The organism is Rhodoplanes sp. SY1, from assembly GCF_046000175.1.
Taxonomy (GTDB): Bacteria; Pseudomonadota; Alphaproteobacteria; order Rhizobiales; family Xanthobacteraceae; genus Rhodoplanes.
Map to the genome: position 1 here is coordinate 32,606 of NZ_JBEOMB010000047.1, position 13,535 is coordinate 46,140.

The 13,535-nt window shown below is 71.7% G+C and carries 11 protein-coding genes and 1 pseudogene; 4 read left to right on the forward strand and 8 right to left on the reverse strand.

What is annotated here, in order from left to right:
* Window positions 1–49: 49 nt before the first annotated feature.
* On the forward strand, window positions 50–2,176 hold the full coding sequence (locus ABTU92_RS13270) for a glycosyltransferase (RefSeq protein WP_408091326.1): 2,127 nt from the start codon (window positions 50–52) through the stop codon (window positions 2,174–2,176).
* On the opposite strand, the gene ABTU92_RS13275 is transcribed toward ABTU92_RS13270, so the two are convergent.
* The 3 genes from ABTU92_RS13275 to ABTU92_RS13285 form a co-directional block, all read right to left on the reverse strand.
* Window positions 2,068–2,580 carry a hypothetical protein gene (locus ABTU92_RS13275; RefSeq protein WP_408091328.1) on the reverse strand — a complete coding sequence of 171 codons (513 nt, stop codon included), beginning with the start codon at window positions 2,578–2,580 and terminating at the stop codon, window positions 2,068–2,070. The two genes, ABTU92_RS13270 and ABTU92_RS13275, sit on opposite strands and share 109 nt — an antisense overlap.
* Before the next feature lie 147 nt (window positions 2,581–2,727).
* Complete coding sequence (gene rlmN, locus ABTU92_RS13280) at window positions 2,728–3,945, reverse strand: 23S rRNA (adenine(2503)-C(2))-methyltransferase RlmN (RefSeq protein WP_408091330.1); 1,218 nt, start codon at window positions 3,943–3,945, stop codon at window positions 2,728–2,730.
* 191 nt (window positions 3,946–4,136) lie between these two features.
* On the reverse strand, window positions 4,137–5,363 hold the full coding sequence (locus tag ABTU92_RS13285; RefSeq protein ID WP_408091332.1) for a penicillin-binding protein activator: 1,227 nt from the start codon (window positions 5,361–5,363) through the stop codon (window positions 4,137–4,139).
* A gap of 182 nt (window positions 5,364–5,545) precedes the next feature.
* On the opposite strand from ABTU92_RS13285, the gene rsmI reads away from it, so the two are divergent.
* Window positions 5,546–6,541 (forward strand): 16S rRNA (cytidine(1402)-2'-O)-methyltransferase, encoded by a 996-nt coding sequence (gene rsmI, locus ABTU92_RS13290; RefSeq protein WP_408091334.1) that lies wholly within the window; start codon window positions 5,546–5,548, stop codon window positions 6,539–6,541.
* Between the two features lie 193 nt (window positions 6,542–6,734).
* Window positions 6,735–7,151 carry a YraN family protein gene (locus ABTU92_RS13295; RefSeq protein ID WP_408091440.1) on the forward strand — a complete coding sequence of 139 codons (417 nt, stop codon included), beginning with the start codon at window positions 6,735–6,737 and terminating at the stop codon, window positions 7,149–7,151.
* 130 nt (window positions 7,152–7,281) lie between these two features.
* Here the strand turns inward: ABTU92_RS13295 and ABTU92_RS13300 are convergent, their stop codons facing one another.
* Window positions 7,282–7,575 carry a hypothetical protein gene (locus tag ABTU92_RS13300; RefSeq protein WP_408091448.1) on the reverse strand — a complete coding sequence of 98 codons (294 nt, stop codon included), beginning with the start codon at window positions 7,573–7,575 and terminating at the stop codon, window positions 7,282–7,284.
* Window positions 7,576–8,278: 703 nt separating this feature from the next.
* Window positions 8,279–8,854: pseudogene (locus tag ABTU92_RS13305) on the reverse strand (methyl-accepting chemotaxis protein); the annotation flags it as partial.
* 231 nt (window positions 8,855–9,085) lie between these two features.
* Between ABTU92_RS13305 and gshB the strand changes: the two are divergent.
* Entirely contained in the window at window positions 9,086–10,030 is a 945-nt protein-coding gene (gshB, locus tag ABTU92_RS13310) for a glutathione synthase (RefSeq protein WP_408091336.1), read from the forward strand.
* A gap of 177 nt (window positions 10,031–10,207) precedes the next feature.
* Here gshB and ABTU92_RS13315 read toward each other — a convergent pair whose 3' ends face one another.
* The 3 genes from ABTU92_RS13315 to ABTU92_RS13325 form a co-directional block, all read right to left on the reverse strand.
* The gene (locus tag ABTU92_RS13315) at window positions 10,208–10,390 is read right to left on the reverse strand and encodes a hypothetical protein (protein ID WP_408091338.1); all 183 of its coding nucleotides are present in this window, start codon (window positions 10,388–10,390) and stop codon (window positions 10,208–10,210) included.
* Between the two features lie 138 nt (window positions 10,391–10,528).
* On the reverse strand, window positions 10,529–11,536 hold the full coding sequence (locus ABTU92_RS13320) for a c-type cytochrome (protein ID WP_408091340.1): 1,008 nt from the start codon (window positions 11,534–11,536) through the stop codon (window positions 10,529–10,531).
* 213 nt (window positions 11,537–11,749) lie between these two features.
* The gene (locus ABTU92_RS13325) at window positions 11,750–13,366 is read right to left on the reverse strand and encodes a Na+/H+ antiporter (RefSeq protein ID WP_408091342.1); all 1,617 of its coding nucleotides are present in this window, start codon (window positions 13,364–13,366) and stop codon (window positions 11,750–11,752) included.
* Window positions 13,367–13,535: the final 169 nt, after the last annotated feature.

Genomic DNA, 13,535 nt, shown 5'->3' on the forward strand with positions numbered 1-13,535 from the left:
CGACGTCTCGGTCCAAGTGGCGTGCCGGACCGGCCGGCCCGGAGGCGTGATGCTCTATCGCGGCGAGGACACGCGACCGCGGGAGGGGTTTCTTGGACGGGCCGGGGCCGTCGTGCCGCGGACCGTGGCGGTCGAGTCTTCAGTCGACGAACCCCCGTTCGACGACTCCCTGGTCGCCGCCGGCTTGCGGCGGCTGGCGACCGGCGCGCCGCGGCCGATGCCGCGCCGGGCCCGCGGCGCCTGTCCCGAGCTCGACTGCGTCCGCGACCGGCTGTCGCCCGGCGATCTCGCCTTCGCCGAGCGGCGCGCCCGCGCCATCGGCACCACGGCCGACCGCGTGCTGGTCGCCACCGGCCTGATGAGCGACGACGATTATGTCCGGGCGCTGGCGCGCCATCTCCGCGTGCCGTTCGAGCCGCTGGACGAGATCCCGCGCGATGCCGTGCCGGTCGACGACGACGCCCTGATCGACGCCGCGGCGGCCGGGATGCTGCCGCTCGACACCGGGCTGCGCCGCGAGACCGTGGTGGCGCCGCAGGGCGCCGCGGCCCGGCGCCTCGCCGAGCTCGCCGGCTCGGCCGACGCGCCGCGCGCGATCCGGCTGACCACCGAGGCCCGCCTGCGGCGCTTCGTGGCCCGGACGGCCGACACGGCGCTCGGCCGGCGCGCCGCCTTCGGGCTCGCGACCACGCATCCGGATCTCTCCGCGGCGCCGCGCCCGCTGGCGCCGGCCTGTATCGCGCTGGCGATAGCGGCCGCCGGCGGCGTCGGCATCGTGTGGCCCGGCGCCACGGCGATCGCGCTCGGCATCGTGCTGGCCGTGCTGTTCCTCGCTTGGACCGCCTTGCGGCTCCTCGCCGTGGCGACGCCGCCGGCACGCCGCCCGCCCGCCCTGCGGCGGGACGCGGACGAGACGCTGCCCGTCACCACGATCGTCGTCGCGCTCTATCGCGAGGCCGCGACCGTGCCGCAGCTCGTCGCCGCCCTCGACGCGCTCGACTGGCCGCCCGAGAAGCTGCAGATCATCGTCGCGCTGGAGGCCGACGACGCCGCGACGCGCCGCGCCTTCGCGGCCGAGCGCCTCCGGCCGCACTGGGAGCTGTTGACGGTTCCGGAAACAGGGCCGCGCACAAAACCGAAGGCGCTCAACGCCGCGCTGCCGTTCGTCCGCGGCGAATATGTCGCCGTGTTCGATGCCGAGGACCGGCCTGAGCCCGACCAGCTCCGTCGCGCCGCCGCGGCGTTCGCGCGCGGTCCCGCCCGACTCGCCTGCGTGCAGGCCCGCCTCGCCATCGACAACACGCGGGACAGCCTGCTCACCGCGCTGTTCACGGCCGAGTATGCCGGGCTGTTCGACGTCTTCCTGCCCGTGCTGGCGACGCTGCGGCTGCCGCTGCCGCTCGGCGGCTCGTCGAATCACTTCCGCACCGCGGCGCTGCGGGCGGTCGGCGGCTGGGACGCTTTCAACCTGACCGAGGACGCCGATCTCGGCGTGCGGCTCGCCCGCTTCGGCTTCTCGACCGACGTGATCACGTCGACCACGCTGGAGGAGGCGCCGGCGCGGCTCGGGCCGTGGCTGCGGCAGCGCCGGCGCTGGTTCCAGGGCTGGATCCAGACCGTCGTCGTCCACATGCGCGCGCCGCGGGCGGCGCTGCGCGATCTCGGGCCGGCCGGTTTCGCGACCCTGCATCTCGTGGTCGGCGGCACCGTGCTGGCGGCGCTCGTCCATCCGGTGTTCACGGCGACGCTCGTGGTGAAGCTGGTGCGCGAGGGCGGGCTCGCTCTCGACGATCCTGTCGCGATCGCGCTCGCCGGGCTGTTCGGCCTCACCGCCGTGGCGGGCTGGGCGGCGTCGCTGCTGCTCGGTCTCGTCGGCCTGAAGCGGCGCGGCCTGCTCCGATTCGCCTGGGTGCTGGCCCTGGTGCCGCTGCACTGGATCCTGCTGTCGGTCGCGGCCTGGCTGGCGCTGATCAAGATCTTTCGCGACCCGTATCGCTGGGACAAGACCGAGCACGGTCTGGCGAAGACGTCGCGCAGCGGGGCGCGGACCGCCGTGCGTGCGGTTCTTCAGCGCGGCGCGCTCTCCGCCGGAGGCGGATCGGCAGCGGGCGGGAGGGGCTGGCGACTGCGCCACGGCTTGAAGAAGCCCGAGGTCGCGCCGGCGACCAGCCAGTAGGCGAGGCCGGCCGCGATCCCGGCGGCGACCAGGCTGACGGGCGTGGAGAGCATGCGCATGCCGCCCTCGGTCGCCGCCAGCGACCAGCCGATCGCCGCGGCGAGCCCGCCATTGGCGGCATGGAAGACGAACGAGCGCACCGCGAACACCTCGGCGATCAGCACGCCGACCGTGGCGACGGCGAGCGCATAGGTCGCGGTCGCGGCCAGCATCATCATCAGCTCGGGAGCGGCGCTCACGAAGGCGACGAAGAAGTCGCCCTGCTGCTCCGGCGCGGCCGCGGCGAGCGTCTGCACGGCGCCCCAGTTCGCCGCGACCACCACGACGATCGCAATCAGAAGCGCGATCAGGGCGCCGAGCGGGACCAGGAGAAAGCGCAGCAGCAGGCGGCCGACATCGTCCATGGGATGATCACGAGGCTGTCGAGAAAATCCGATTGTCCATCCTCGTCATGGCCGGGCTCGTCCCGGCCATCCACGTCTTTTGCGGCGCGGCCCTGTCTCGTGGATGCCCGGCACGAGGCCGGGCATGACGGGCGCGGAGACTGTCGCTCACTCCGTCATCGCCATGGCGCGCAGTGCCATTCTTTCGCGCGCCGAGAGCTTCTCGGTCGCGCTCTTGAGCTGGCCGCAGGCGGCAAAAATGTCGCGGCCGCGCGGCGTGCGCACCGGCGACGAGTAGCCGGCGTCGAACACGAACTCGGAGAATTTCTCGATCTGATCCCAGTCCGAGCACTCGTACTTGGTGCCGGGCCACGGGTTGAACGGGATCAGGTTGATCTTGGCCGGGATGCCCTTCAGGAGCTTCACCAGGGCGCGGGCGTCGGCGAGCGAGTCGTTGACGCCCTTCAGCATCACGTATTCGAACGTGATGCGGCGCGCGTTGTTGAGACCCGGATAGTTGCGGCAGGCCTCCATCAGCTGCGCGATCGGATACTTGCGGTTCAGCGGCACCAGCTCGTCGCGGATGTCGTCGCGCACGGCGTGCAGCGACACCGCCAGCATCACGCCGATCTCGTCGCCGGCCCGCACGATGTTCGGCACCACGCCCGAGGTGGAGAGCGTGATGCGGCGCTTGGAGATGCCGATCCCCTCGCCGTCGGCGACAACGAGCAGCGCGTCGCGCACCGCCTCGAAATTGTAGAGCGGCTCGCCCATACCCATCATCACGATGTTGCTGATGAAGCGGCCGCCGTCGGTCGGCACGAGGCCGTCGGCCGGCGGCGTTCCCTCCGGCCAGTCGCCGAGCCGGTCCTTCGCCAGCAGCACCTGGCCGACGATCTCGCCGGCCGTGAGGTTGCGCACCAGGCGCTGCGTGCCGGTGTGGCAGAACGCGCAGGTGAGCGTGCAGCCGACCTGGCTGGAGACGCACAGCGTGCCGCGGTCGGTCTCCGGGATGTAGACGCACTCGACCTCGTGCGGGCGGCTCTCGGCGCCGGCGGCGCCGTCGCCGGGCAGGCGCAGGAGCCACTTGCGGGTGCCGTCGGTCGACACCTGCTCGGCCACCACCTCGGGCCGCGCCAGGGTGAAATGCGTCGAAAGCCGCGTGCGCAGATCCTTCGACACGTTGGTCATCACGTCGAAGTCGCGGGCGCCGTGCACGTAGATCCACTGCCAGAGCTGCTGGACCCGCATCTTGGCCTGGCCGGCCGGCACCCCGATGCCGACCAGCGCGTCGCGCAAGGCTGTCCGCGACATCCCGACCAGCGACGGCCGGGCCGGCGCCACATAGGTCTCGAGCGCGGTTTTCTCCAGCGCCTCCAAAGGCATGGCAGTCTCAGCGGCGGACGGGGCGGGGGTCGGGTCGAGCGAAATTGTCATGATCTCGTCGGGCGGTTCTGGCGGGCGTCGCCCGGATTTTTCGGAGGTCCGTCCGCGGCGCGACGCCCCGGAACGCCCCGTTATGTAGGCGTTCGCGCGCCAGATGTCCAAACCGCCCCCTTGTCGGGACGCTTCGTCACCTACCCGAACGTCCGCGGCGCGGCCGAGACCACCTCGCCGCCGGCCGTGGTGACCTTGAGCACGGCGAGCCCGCGCTGGTTGGTGCCGTCCTGGCGGAACCGGAACACGCCGTCGATGCCGGCGAAGCCGGACGGGTTCAGGAGCATCTCGTCGGTGATGCGGCCGCCCCCTTGCGACTTCAACAACGCGGCGACGAGCGCGACGGCGTCGTAGGCGAGCGTCGCGGTGCGCACCGGGTCCTGGCCGTAGCGGATGCGGTAGCGTCCGGCAAAGCCGCGGAAGCCGGCCGAGTCGGGCGCCGCGAACCAGCCGCCGTCGAGCGCCGGGTCCGAGAACACCCGCTGGTCGTCCCACAGGCCGGTGCCGAGGAGCTGCAGGCGCTTGGGGTCGACGCCGGCGCCCTGCAGGGCCTGCACGACGCGCGGCAGCGCTTCGCCCGAGTCGGCGAGAAACAGCGCGTCGGAGCGGCTGGCGACATCCGCCACCTGGCGGGCCGGCCCCTGCGCGGCCTCGCCCGGCTTGTAGCGCTCGATCGCCGTGACCCGGCCGCCCTTGCGGGAGACCGCCTGCTTGAACGCCGCCTCGACGACGCTGCCATAGGGGTTGTCGGGCAGGAAGGCCGCCATCGAGCGCTTGCCCTGCGAGACCGCGTACTCGACGATCCGGTCGACGTCGGACTCGGGCAGGAAGCTCAGGAGATAGACGCCGCGCGACGCGACATTGGCGTCGGTCGAGAAGGCGATCACGGGCACCTTTCCGCGCGCCACCTGGGCCGTCGCGCCGACCGCGTGGGCGAACAACGGCCCGAGGATCACCACGGCGCCCTCGTCCAAAGCCTGACGGGCAGCGGCCTGGGCGCCCTGCGCCGTGCCGGCGTCGTCCTTCACGTCGAGCAGCACGTCGGGATTGTTGAACTCGGCGAGCGCCAGCTCGGCGGCGTTCTTCATCGATTGCGCGGCGGCGCCGGCATTGCCGCCGGCCGACAGCGGCAGGATCAGGGTGACGCGGGTCTGTCCCGGCGCACCGGGGGCACCGCCCGGACCGGCGCCGGGCGGCGGCAGCGGCTCGGCCGAGACGCCGGGCGTCGGGGACGGTGCCGGCGGCGCGTCGGGCGAGCGACCGCCGCCGCCGAGATCGAGGCCGGCGCAGCCGGCGACCAGCGCCGTGCCGCCGAGCCCGAGCACCCGCACCACGCCACGCCGTGTCGGAGCCTTCGCGACTGTCATCTGCCCAACTCCCCCACGCCCGTCGCAGATCCGAAGAGCCCGGCGCGGGCCAGGCGGCCCGGCGCGACGACGACATGGCGGCAACAGCGCCACAGCGCAACCGCCTGGTCAATCCTCGGGCACGCGACGCGGCGTCTCCGCCGGGGCTTCCGGCGCCGGTCGCGGGGGGATAGAACCGCCGCATGACCGCCGCGCAGAACCACGATCAGCAGGACGACGACCTTCGGGACGACGACGGTCCGGGTGGGCTCGAGCACCTCGATCCCGCGGAGGCCGCCGACGGCGAGCGCAGCGTCGTGCTGTTCGGCGCGCCGCGCCGGGCGCCGCCGCTCACCGGTGGCCTCTACGTGGTGGCGACGCCGATCGGTCATCTGGAGGACTTGTCGCTGCGCGCCCTGTTCACGCTGGCGGCCGCCGACCTGATTGCCTGCGAGGACACGCGGGTGACCCGCAAGCTGCTCTCCCGCTACGGCATCGCCCGGCCGCTGACCGCCTATCACGAGCACAACGCCGCCCAGGCGCGACCGAAGATTTTTTCCCGGCTCGCCGCCGGCGAGGTGGTCGCGCTGGTGTCGGATGCCGGCACGCCGCTGGTCTCCGATCCGGGCTTCCGGCTGGTGCGCGAGGCGCGCGAGGCGGGATTCCCGGTCACCGCCGTGCCGGGGCCGTCGGCGGTGCTGACCGCGCTCGCCATCGCGGGCCTGCCGACCGACCGCTTCTTTTTCGAGGGTTTTCTCCCGGCCCGCGGTGGCCCGCGCCGCAGCCGGATCGCCGAGATCGAGAAAATTCCTGCGACCCTGGTGCTGTTCGAGACCGGCCCGCGGCTCGCCGAGGCGCTCGCCGATCTCGCCGAGAGGCTCGGACCCCGCGAGGCGGCGGTGTGCCGCGAGCTGACCAAGCTGCACGAGGAGGTGCGCCGTGGCGATCTCGCGATGCTGGCGCAGGCCTACGCGGAGGGGGCCGAGACCCGCGGCGAGGTTGTTCTGGTGATCGGTCCGCCTGCGGCCGACGCGCCTGTCTCGGGCGCGGAGATCGACGAGAAGCTCGCCGCGGCGATGCGCACCGCCTCGCTCAAGGACGCGGTCGCGGCCGTCGCGACGGCGACCGGCGAGCCGCGCCGCACCGTCTATCAGCGCGCGCTGGCGCTCGGCCGGGAGACACACGATGACGACGCGTGACGATGATGGTCCGCCCGACGTTCCACCGAAGCGCAAGCCGGTCCGCGCCGTGCCCAGCAGCGTCGGGCCGGCCGGCGGCCGCACCCTGAAGCGTCCCGGCGAGATCGGCCCCGGCGCGGCGCCGGTGCGGGCCGACGTCCCGTCGCGCTCGCCCTCGCCGCTGTCGCCGTCCGCGACGCGGCGGCCCGCCGTCGTGATCAGGACCGGGTCGTTCGACGAGCCGCCCGACGAGGCCCAAAAATCCCCGGCGCCGAAGCGTCAGGCGGCCCAGAAGCTCGGGCTGTCGGCGGAGAGCAAGGCGGCCGCGTTCCTGTGGGCCAAGGGCTACCGGATCATCGACCGGCGCTACAAGACGCCGGTCGGCGAGATCGACATCGTGGCGCAGCGGAAGGGCACCGTGGTGTTCGTCGAGGTGAAGGCGCGTGCCTCGCTCGACGCCGCCGCCGAGTCGGTGTCGGTGCGCCAGCGCGGCCGTATCCTCGATGCGGCGAAGCATTGGCTCGCCGGCCACCCGCAAGTGAGCGGCCTGCCGCTGCGCTTCGACGTGATCCTGATCGCGCCGGGCCACCTGCCGCAGCACCTCCCGGGCGCCTTCGACGCGAGCGAGTGAGGGCGGCGGCAGGGAGGGGTGTCATTCCGGGGCGCAGCGAAGCTGCGAACCCGGAATCCAGCGGCAGCCTCGGTGGTCGGGGCTGGATTCCGGGTTCGCGGGCTGCGCCCGCGCCCCGGAATGACGGGGCTCACGCCGCGCGCGACTGGCCGCCGGACGACGGCTGACCCGACAGCTGCTCCTGCCCGAGGCGCTCGAAGAAGTCCTGGATCGAGCCGGCGAGCGATTCGGTGTCGCGGGTGAGGCCGCCGATCTTGTCGAGCACGCCGGCGGCGGAGCGGCTGGTCTCGTCGATCGCCCCGGTGACGCCGGAGATGTTGCCGACCAGGCACGCGTTGCCGTGCGCCGCCATCTGGGCGCTCTGCGAGATCTCGCGCGAGGCGATGTCCTGCTGCTCGACCGCCGTGGCGATGGTGCTGGTCACCTCCGAGATCCGGCGCATGGCGGTGCCGATCTCGGCGACCGCGGTCGCGGCGCTGCGGGTCGAGGCCTGGATGGCGCCGACCTGCTCGGAGATCTCGGTCGTCGCCTTGGCGGTCTGGCCGGCGAGCGTCTTCACCTCCTGGGCGACGACGGCGAAGCCCCGCCTCGATGGTGGCGTTCAGCGCCAGCAGGTTGGTCTGCGCCGCGATCGCCTGGATCAGCTGGACGACGTCGCCGATCCGCACGCTCGCCGTGGCGAGCCCCTGGATCTCGCCGACCGACCGCTCGGTCCGCTCCGACGCATCGGCCACGATGGCGGTCGCCTGACCGACCTGGCGGCCGATCTCGCCGACCGAGCTGGACAGCTCCTCGGCGGCGGCCGCGACGGTCTGGATGCTGCCCGACGCCTGCTCGGTCGCCTGCGATGCCGCGGCGGCCTCGCGGGCGGCGTCGCCCGCCATGCCCGTGATGGTCTCGGCGGCGGTGCGCATCTGCGTGGCGTCGTTGGTCACCGACCTCAGGATGTGCTCGACCGACCCGCGGAACGCCTCGATCGCCTCCTGGATGCGCCGGTTGCGGCCGGCCACCGCCTCGCCCTGCGCCTTGACCGCGATGCCGAGCTCCTTGTTGCGGAGCATCGCCTTCTGGAACACGGCGACGGCGCGCGCGAGGGCGCCGATCTCGTCGCCACGCGCCAGATACGGAACCTCGTCCTTGTAGCGATCCTCGGCGACGGCCTCGATGGTGCGGGTCATGGTCGACAGCGGTCGCGCCACGGCGCGCCAGATCACCACCACGCCGGCGATGGCGCAGACGAGAGCGAGCACGGCGATCACGTCCTGAAGGATCTGGCTCGTCTTGGTGCTGGCCTCCAGCTCGCGGGCCTTGTCGGCACGGGCCGCATAGACCTTGGCGATCTCCTCGAGGTCCTTGTTGAGCGCCTGGCGGACCGACCGGTTGGCGTCGTTGTCGCCCCATTCGCGGCCCGCCGCCGGGGAGATCTCGTTGGCGCGCCGCACCAGCTCGGCGCGGAACTCGCGGAACTGCTGGACCCGCTTGGCGAGCGTCTCGAACTGCGCCCGATCGTCCGCCCGGACGATGTCGCGCCACTCCTTCATCACGCCGTCGATGCGGTTGTTGAAGGCGAGCAGCCCGTCGCCGTAGCGTTTCACCACCTTGGGATCGGTCGACATGTAGATGCCGCGCGATTCCATCACCACGGCGTAGACGAGGCTGTTGACCCGCTCGATGTTGCGGGCGCCGCGGGCGGCGGCGTCCATCTCGGCGGCGAGCTCGGCCTGCAGCGAGGCGCTGCGGTTGCCGACGACCGCGAGCGCCAGAAGGGCGACACCGAGGATGGCGAAGATGGCGTAGAGCTTCGCTGCGATGGACACTCGCGAGAACGCGTGCAACACGGACCTGGCCTCCGGGAAGATTTAGGCGAACTGTCGCCATCCTCGCCACGGGCCGTTAAGTAACCGTTGTGCCACCTCCAGAATTGGTGCCTCGTCATGAAATATCGCGTGGCCGTGCAGATGGATCCGATCGATCGGATCAATATTCGAGGCGACTCGACATTCGCCCTGCTGCTCGAAGCCCAGGCTCGCGGCCACGAGCTCGCCTACTACACACCAGAAAGACTTATACTTCGAGAGGGTGACGTTTTCGCTCGGACTAATCCATTGTCCGTAAGGGACGAGCCCGGCAACCACTTCACGCTCGGCGAGGAGCGCCGCGAGGCGCTGGCGTCCTACGACGTGATCCTGATGCGGCAGGATCCGCCCTTCGACCTCGGCTACATCACGGCGACCCATCTACTCGAGCGGCTGCATCCGAAGACCTTCGTGGTCAACGACCCGGCGCATGTGCGCAACGCCCCCGAGAAGGTGTTCGTCACCGAATTCCCGGACCTGATGCCGCCGACGCTGGTCACCCGCGACCGCGCCGAGATCCAGTCCTTCCGCGCCGAGCACGGCGACATCGTGATGAAGCCGCTCTACGGCCACGGCGGCGGCGCGGTGTTCCGGGTGACCACCGACGACCTCAATTTCGGCTCGCTCTACGACATGTTCTCGGTCACCTATCGCGAGCCGTGGGTGATCCAGAAGTTCCTCCCCGCGGTCGCCAAGGGCGACAAGCGCATCATCCTGGTCGACGGGGTGTTCGCCGGTGCCGTCAACCGGGTGCCGGCGGCCGACGACCTGCGCTCCAACATGGTGCGGGGCGGCGCCGCCCAGGCCACGGAACAGACCCCGCGCGAGCGGGAAATCTGCGAGCGCATCGGCCCGGCGCTGCGGGCGCGCGGCCTCCTGTTCGTCGGCATCGACGTGATCGACGGCTACCTCACCGAGATCAACGTCACCTCGCCGACCGGCATCCGCGCCATCAAGAATCTCGGCGGCCCCGACATCGCCGCCCTGATCTGGGACACGATCGGAAAGAAGCGGGGCGGGTAGGGAGCGGCACCGTCGGGGCCTCGTGTCCCGGGCGCGGCGCGACGCGCGGTGACCCGGGACCCAGGGGCGACCATGTGAGGCCGTTACCGGGACGCCCGTCGTGTCGCGCCTTGTCCGGGGCACGCGGCCGAGCGCCGGTCGAGCGGTTGTGTGCCCCGGGCACGCCGCCGCCGTCCCTCACCCCAGCGAGAACAGGTCCGGCTTGGCGGCGTCGCGGCCGTAGGGGAGGCGGTACCAGGCGCGCTCCGAGCCCTTCACGCTGTCGAGCAGGGTTTCGATGTCGCAGGCCGAGGCCTGCGCCTCCAGGCGGGCCTTGCGGGCCTGCTGCAATTCGAGCTGAAGCGTGCCGATGTCCACCATGTCCGGGCTCCGGGAGATGCGATCCCCGTCATCATAATGTGCCCGATCTGTTCCGTAAATGTTCTTTCTGCTCGATTTCGGGTTGTGTCGGGTTGTAGTCGGACTGGAATCGTTCTCGTCGGAGGGCGGCCGCCCCCTCTACCGGGGCGTCGGCGCTGCCTTCTCGGCCTTCAGCTTGTCGATCGCGGCGCGGATCGGGGCGAACGGGCCGTACTTGTGCTGCTCGGCCGTGAAGCCGTCGGCATAGGGGCCGTAGGGCGTGTCGACCGGCTTCGACAGGAGATCGGGGAAATCCTTGTCGAGCCCGGCGCGCTGCGGCCTCGGCTGCGAGATCACGTAAGCGGCGATGTCCCAGGCGTCGGCGACCGCGAGCTGCGGGTCGAGATAGTCGGTGCCGTGCGGCATGTTGAAGTGCAAGAAGTTGGCCGCCGTGATCAGGCGCGCCATGCCGGCGCCGTCGTTGAAGCTGTCCGGCCCCCACAGCGGCGGGATCATGTAGCCGAGATCGGTGGTCGGCAGGCTGCGGCGGATGCCCTGGCCGTCGGTGCCGTGGCAGTCGAGGCAGGTCTTGGCGTAGAGCGCCTTGCCGCGCACCGGGTCGGCGGCGCGGTCGAGCTCCGGCATGGCGCCGGCGCCGAGCCCGGTCACCGGCTGGCCGGGCCGGTAGCCTTCCGACAGGAACTTCACATAGGCCACGAAGGCCGTCATCTCGGGAGAGTCCTTCGGCAGCGATCGGCCGTTCATGCTGCGGGTCATGCAGCCGTCGATGCGGTCCTCGATCGTCACCTCGGCACCGGCCCGGGCGCTGTATTGCGGGAATTTTTCGAACAGGCCGTAGATCGGCAGGCCGAACTTCTTGGTGCCGGCGTGCAGGTGGCAGTTGCCGCAGGCGAGGTTGTTGCCGGCGAAGCGCTTCGCCGGGTCGGCCACCTCCGGCCCGATATGCGCATAGGTGGCGGTGAAGAGGTCGCGACCGCGGCGCACCAGCCGGGCCGGCGAATCGTCGGGCAGGGCGCCGATCTCGGGCGCCGCGAGGATGCGGTCCGGCCCGGCCGGAGGTGCGGAGGGGGCAGCGGACTGGGCGAAGGCGAGCCCGGCCGCCGTGACGGCGACGAGCGGCAGCGACAGCACGGCGAGACGGCGCATCGGGGGCTCCGGGGTCGACCGGCAGGGCCGGCGGTGCGCCAGTGTGGCCGATCCCGCCGACGAATGCACCAGGTCCGGCGGCATTCGAGGATGACCCAGCGCCGTCATTCCGGGCCGCGTGCCGGAGGCGCGCGGACCCGGAATCCAGCCCGGGCTTCCGCACGTGTCGCTGGATTCCGGGTTCGCGCTTTCAGCGCGCCCCGGAATGACGGGTCACAGCGGCGGCTCGTAGGCCTCCGACTTGCAAGCGATGCTCGCCTCCTCGAGGTCGAGCTCGCGCTCGATGCGGCGGCGCGACTCGTCGGTGATCTGGCCGTCGCGCTCCAGCTTGTGGAGATGCACGCGCTCCGCCTCGATCAGCTCCAGCCGCAGCTTCGCGCCGAGCTTGGCGGTGGCGAAGTCCTCGTCGTCGAGGCTGCGCGGCACCACCCGGGTGCGCTGCGCGTTGCGCGCCTCGAGCAGGGCCGAGACGTCCCCGTCGATCGTCAGCCCGTCGCGCCCGGCGATCGTCTCCAGCCGCGCATGGGCGGCGGCCGCGGCGGAGTGGCGGGCGCGCAGCTCCTGCTCGCGGATGACGCGGGCCTCGGCCGTGCCGACCGCGGCCAGCCCGAGCCAGCGCATGACGAGCGGCATCATCAGGCCCTGGCCGACCAGCGTGATGACGATGACACCGAACGTCACCACCACGATGAAGTCGCGATACGGAAAGGGCGCACCGGACTGCAGGGTGAAGGGGAGCGCCAGCGCGGCGGCGAGCGAGACGACGCCGCGCACGCCGACGAAGGCGATCATGAACGGGCGCTGCCATTCCGGCGACGGGTCGCGGGTGCGCAACGAGGGGATCAGCCAGCGCGGCAGATAGACGGCCGGGAACACCCAGACGAAGCGGGCGACGATGCAGATCGCCGTGGTGACCAGAATGCCCGCGGCGATCTCCGACAGCGAATGCGACTGGATGCGCTCGATCAGGGCGCGCGCCTGCATGCCGGTGATCAGGAAGATGAAGCCTTCCAGCAGATAGACGAACAGGTCCCAGAAGAAGACGCCCTGCAGGCGCGTCGCGGAGGAGATCAGGAGCGGCCCGTTCCAGCTCACATAGAGGCCGGCCGCGACGGTCGCGAGCACGCCGGAGCCGCCGAGATGCTCGGGAACCCAGTAGCAGAGATACGGCGTCATGATCGACAGCGTGATCTCGACCCGCGGGTCGCGCGCCCAGTGGCGCAGCCGCAGGCTGATCCAGCCGACCGCGATGCCCCAGAAAATCTCGCCGACCACGATGGCGCCGAAGGTGCCGGCGGCCTGCGGAAACGAGAACACGCCGGTGCTCACCGCGGCGACGGCGAACCGGTAGAGGATCAGCGCGGTGGCGTCGTTGGCGAGGCCCTCGCCCTCCAGCACGACGAGCACGCGCCGCGGCAGGCCGAGCCGGCGCGCGACGGCGAGTGGCGCCACCACGTCGGGCGGCGACACGATCGCGCCGAGCACGAAGGCGACCGGCCAGGGCAGGCCGATGATGTAGTGCGCGCCGGCCGCCACGGCGACCGTGGTGAAGACGACGCAGCCGAAGGCGAGCAGCGAGATCGAGCGCAGGTTGAAGCGGAACTCGCGCCAGCTCATGGCGACGCCGGCCAGGTAGATCAGCGGCGGCAGCACGACGAGCAGCACGAATTCGGGGGCGAGCTCGATGACCGGCAGGCCCGGCACGAAGGCGAGCGCGACGCCGGCGATCACCAGGATGATCGAGGGCGCGACGTTCAGCCGGCGGGCCAGCACGGCGACCGCGACGAGGACGGCGAGGAGGAGCAGGAAGGTCTGGATGATCGCGGTCATGGCGCGGGAAACTGATCGAGAATGTCGGCCCGTGCAAGGACGCGGCTGCGATCGGGCCCGAGCGCAAACCTGTGACGAGGCATAGGTCCCGGTTTCCGCTCGTCCCCGCGAAGGCGGGGACCCAGGGGCCGCCCGACATGTGGCGCTTGATCCCCGCTTGCGCGGGGAT

Coding starts and splice junctions, on each gene's coding strand:
- ABTU92_RS13270 (WP_408091326.1), top strand. CDS start 50: ATGCTCTATCGCGGCGAGGACACGCGACCGCGGGAGGGGTTTCTTGGA.
- ABTU92_RS13275 (WP_408091328.1), bottom strand. CDS start 2,580: ATGGACGATGTCGGCCGCCTGCTGCTGCGCTTTCTCCTGGTCCCGCTC.
- rlmN (WP_408091330.1), bottom strand. CDS start 3,945: ATGCCTTTGGAGGCGCTGGAGAAAACCGCGCTCGAGACCTATGTGGCG.
- ABTU92_RS13285 (WP_408091332.1), bottom strand. CDS start 5,363: ATGACAGTCGCGAAGGCTCCGACACGGCGTGGCGTGGTGCGGGTGCTC.
- rsmI (WP_408091334.1), top strand. CDS start 5,546: ATGACCGCCGCGCAGAACCACGATCAGCAGGACGACGACCTTCGGGAC.
- gshB (WP_408091336.1), top strand. CDS start 9,086: ATGAAATATCGCGTGGCCGTGCAGATGGATCCGATCGATCGGATCAAT.
- ABTU92_RS13315 (WP_408091338.1), bottom strand. CDS start 10,390: ATGGTGGACATCGGCACGCTTCAGCTCGAATTGCAGCAGGCCCGCAAG.
- ABTU92_RS13320 (WP_408091340.1), bottom strand. CDS start 11,536: ATGCGCCGTCTCGCCGTGCTGTCGCTGCCGCTCGTCGCCGTCACGGCG.
- ABTU92_RS13325 (WP_408091342.1), bottom strand. CDS start 13,366: ATGACCGCGATCATCCAGACCTTCCTGCTCCTCCTCGCCGTCCTCGTC.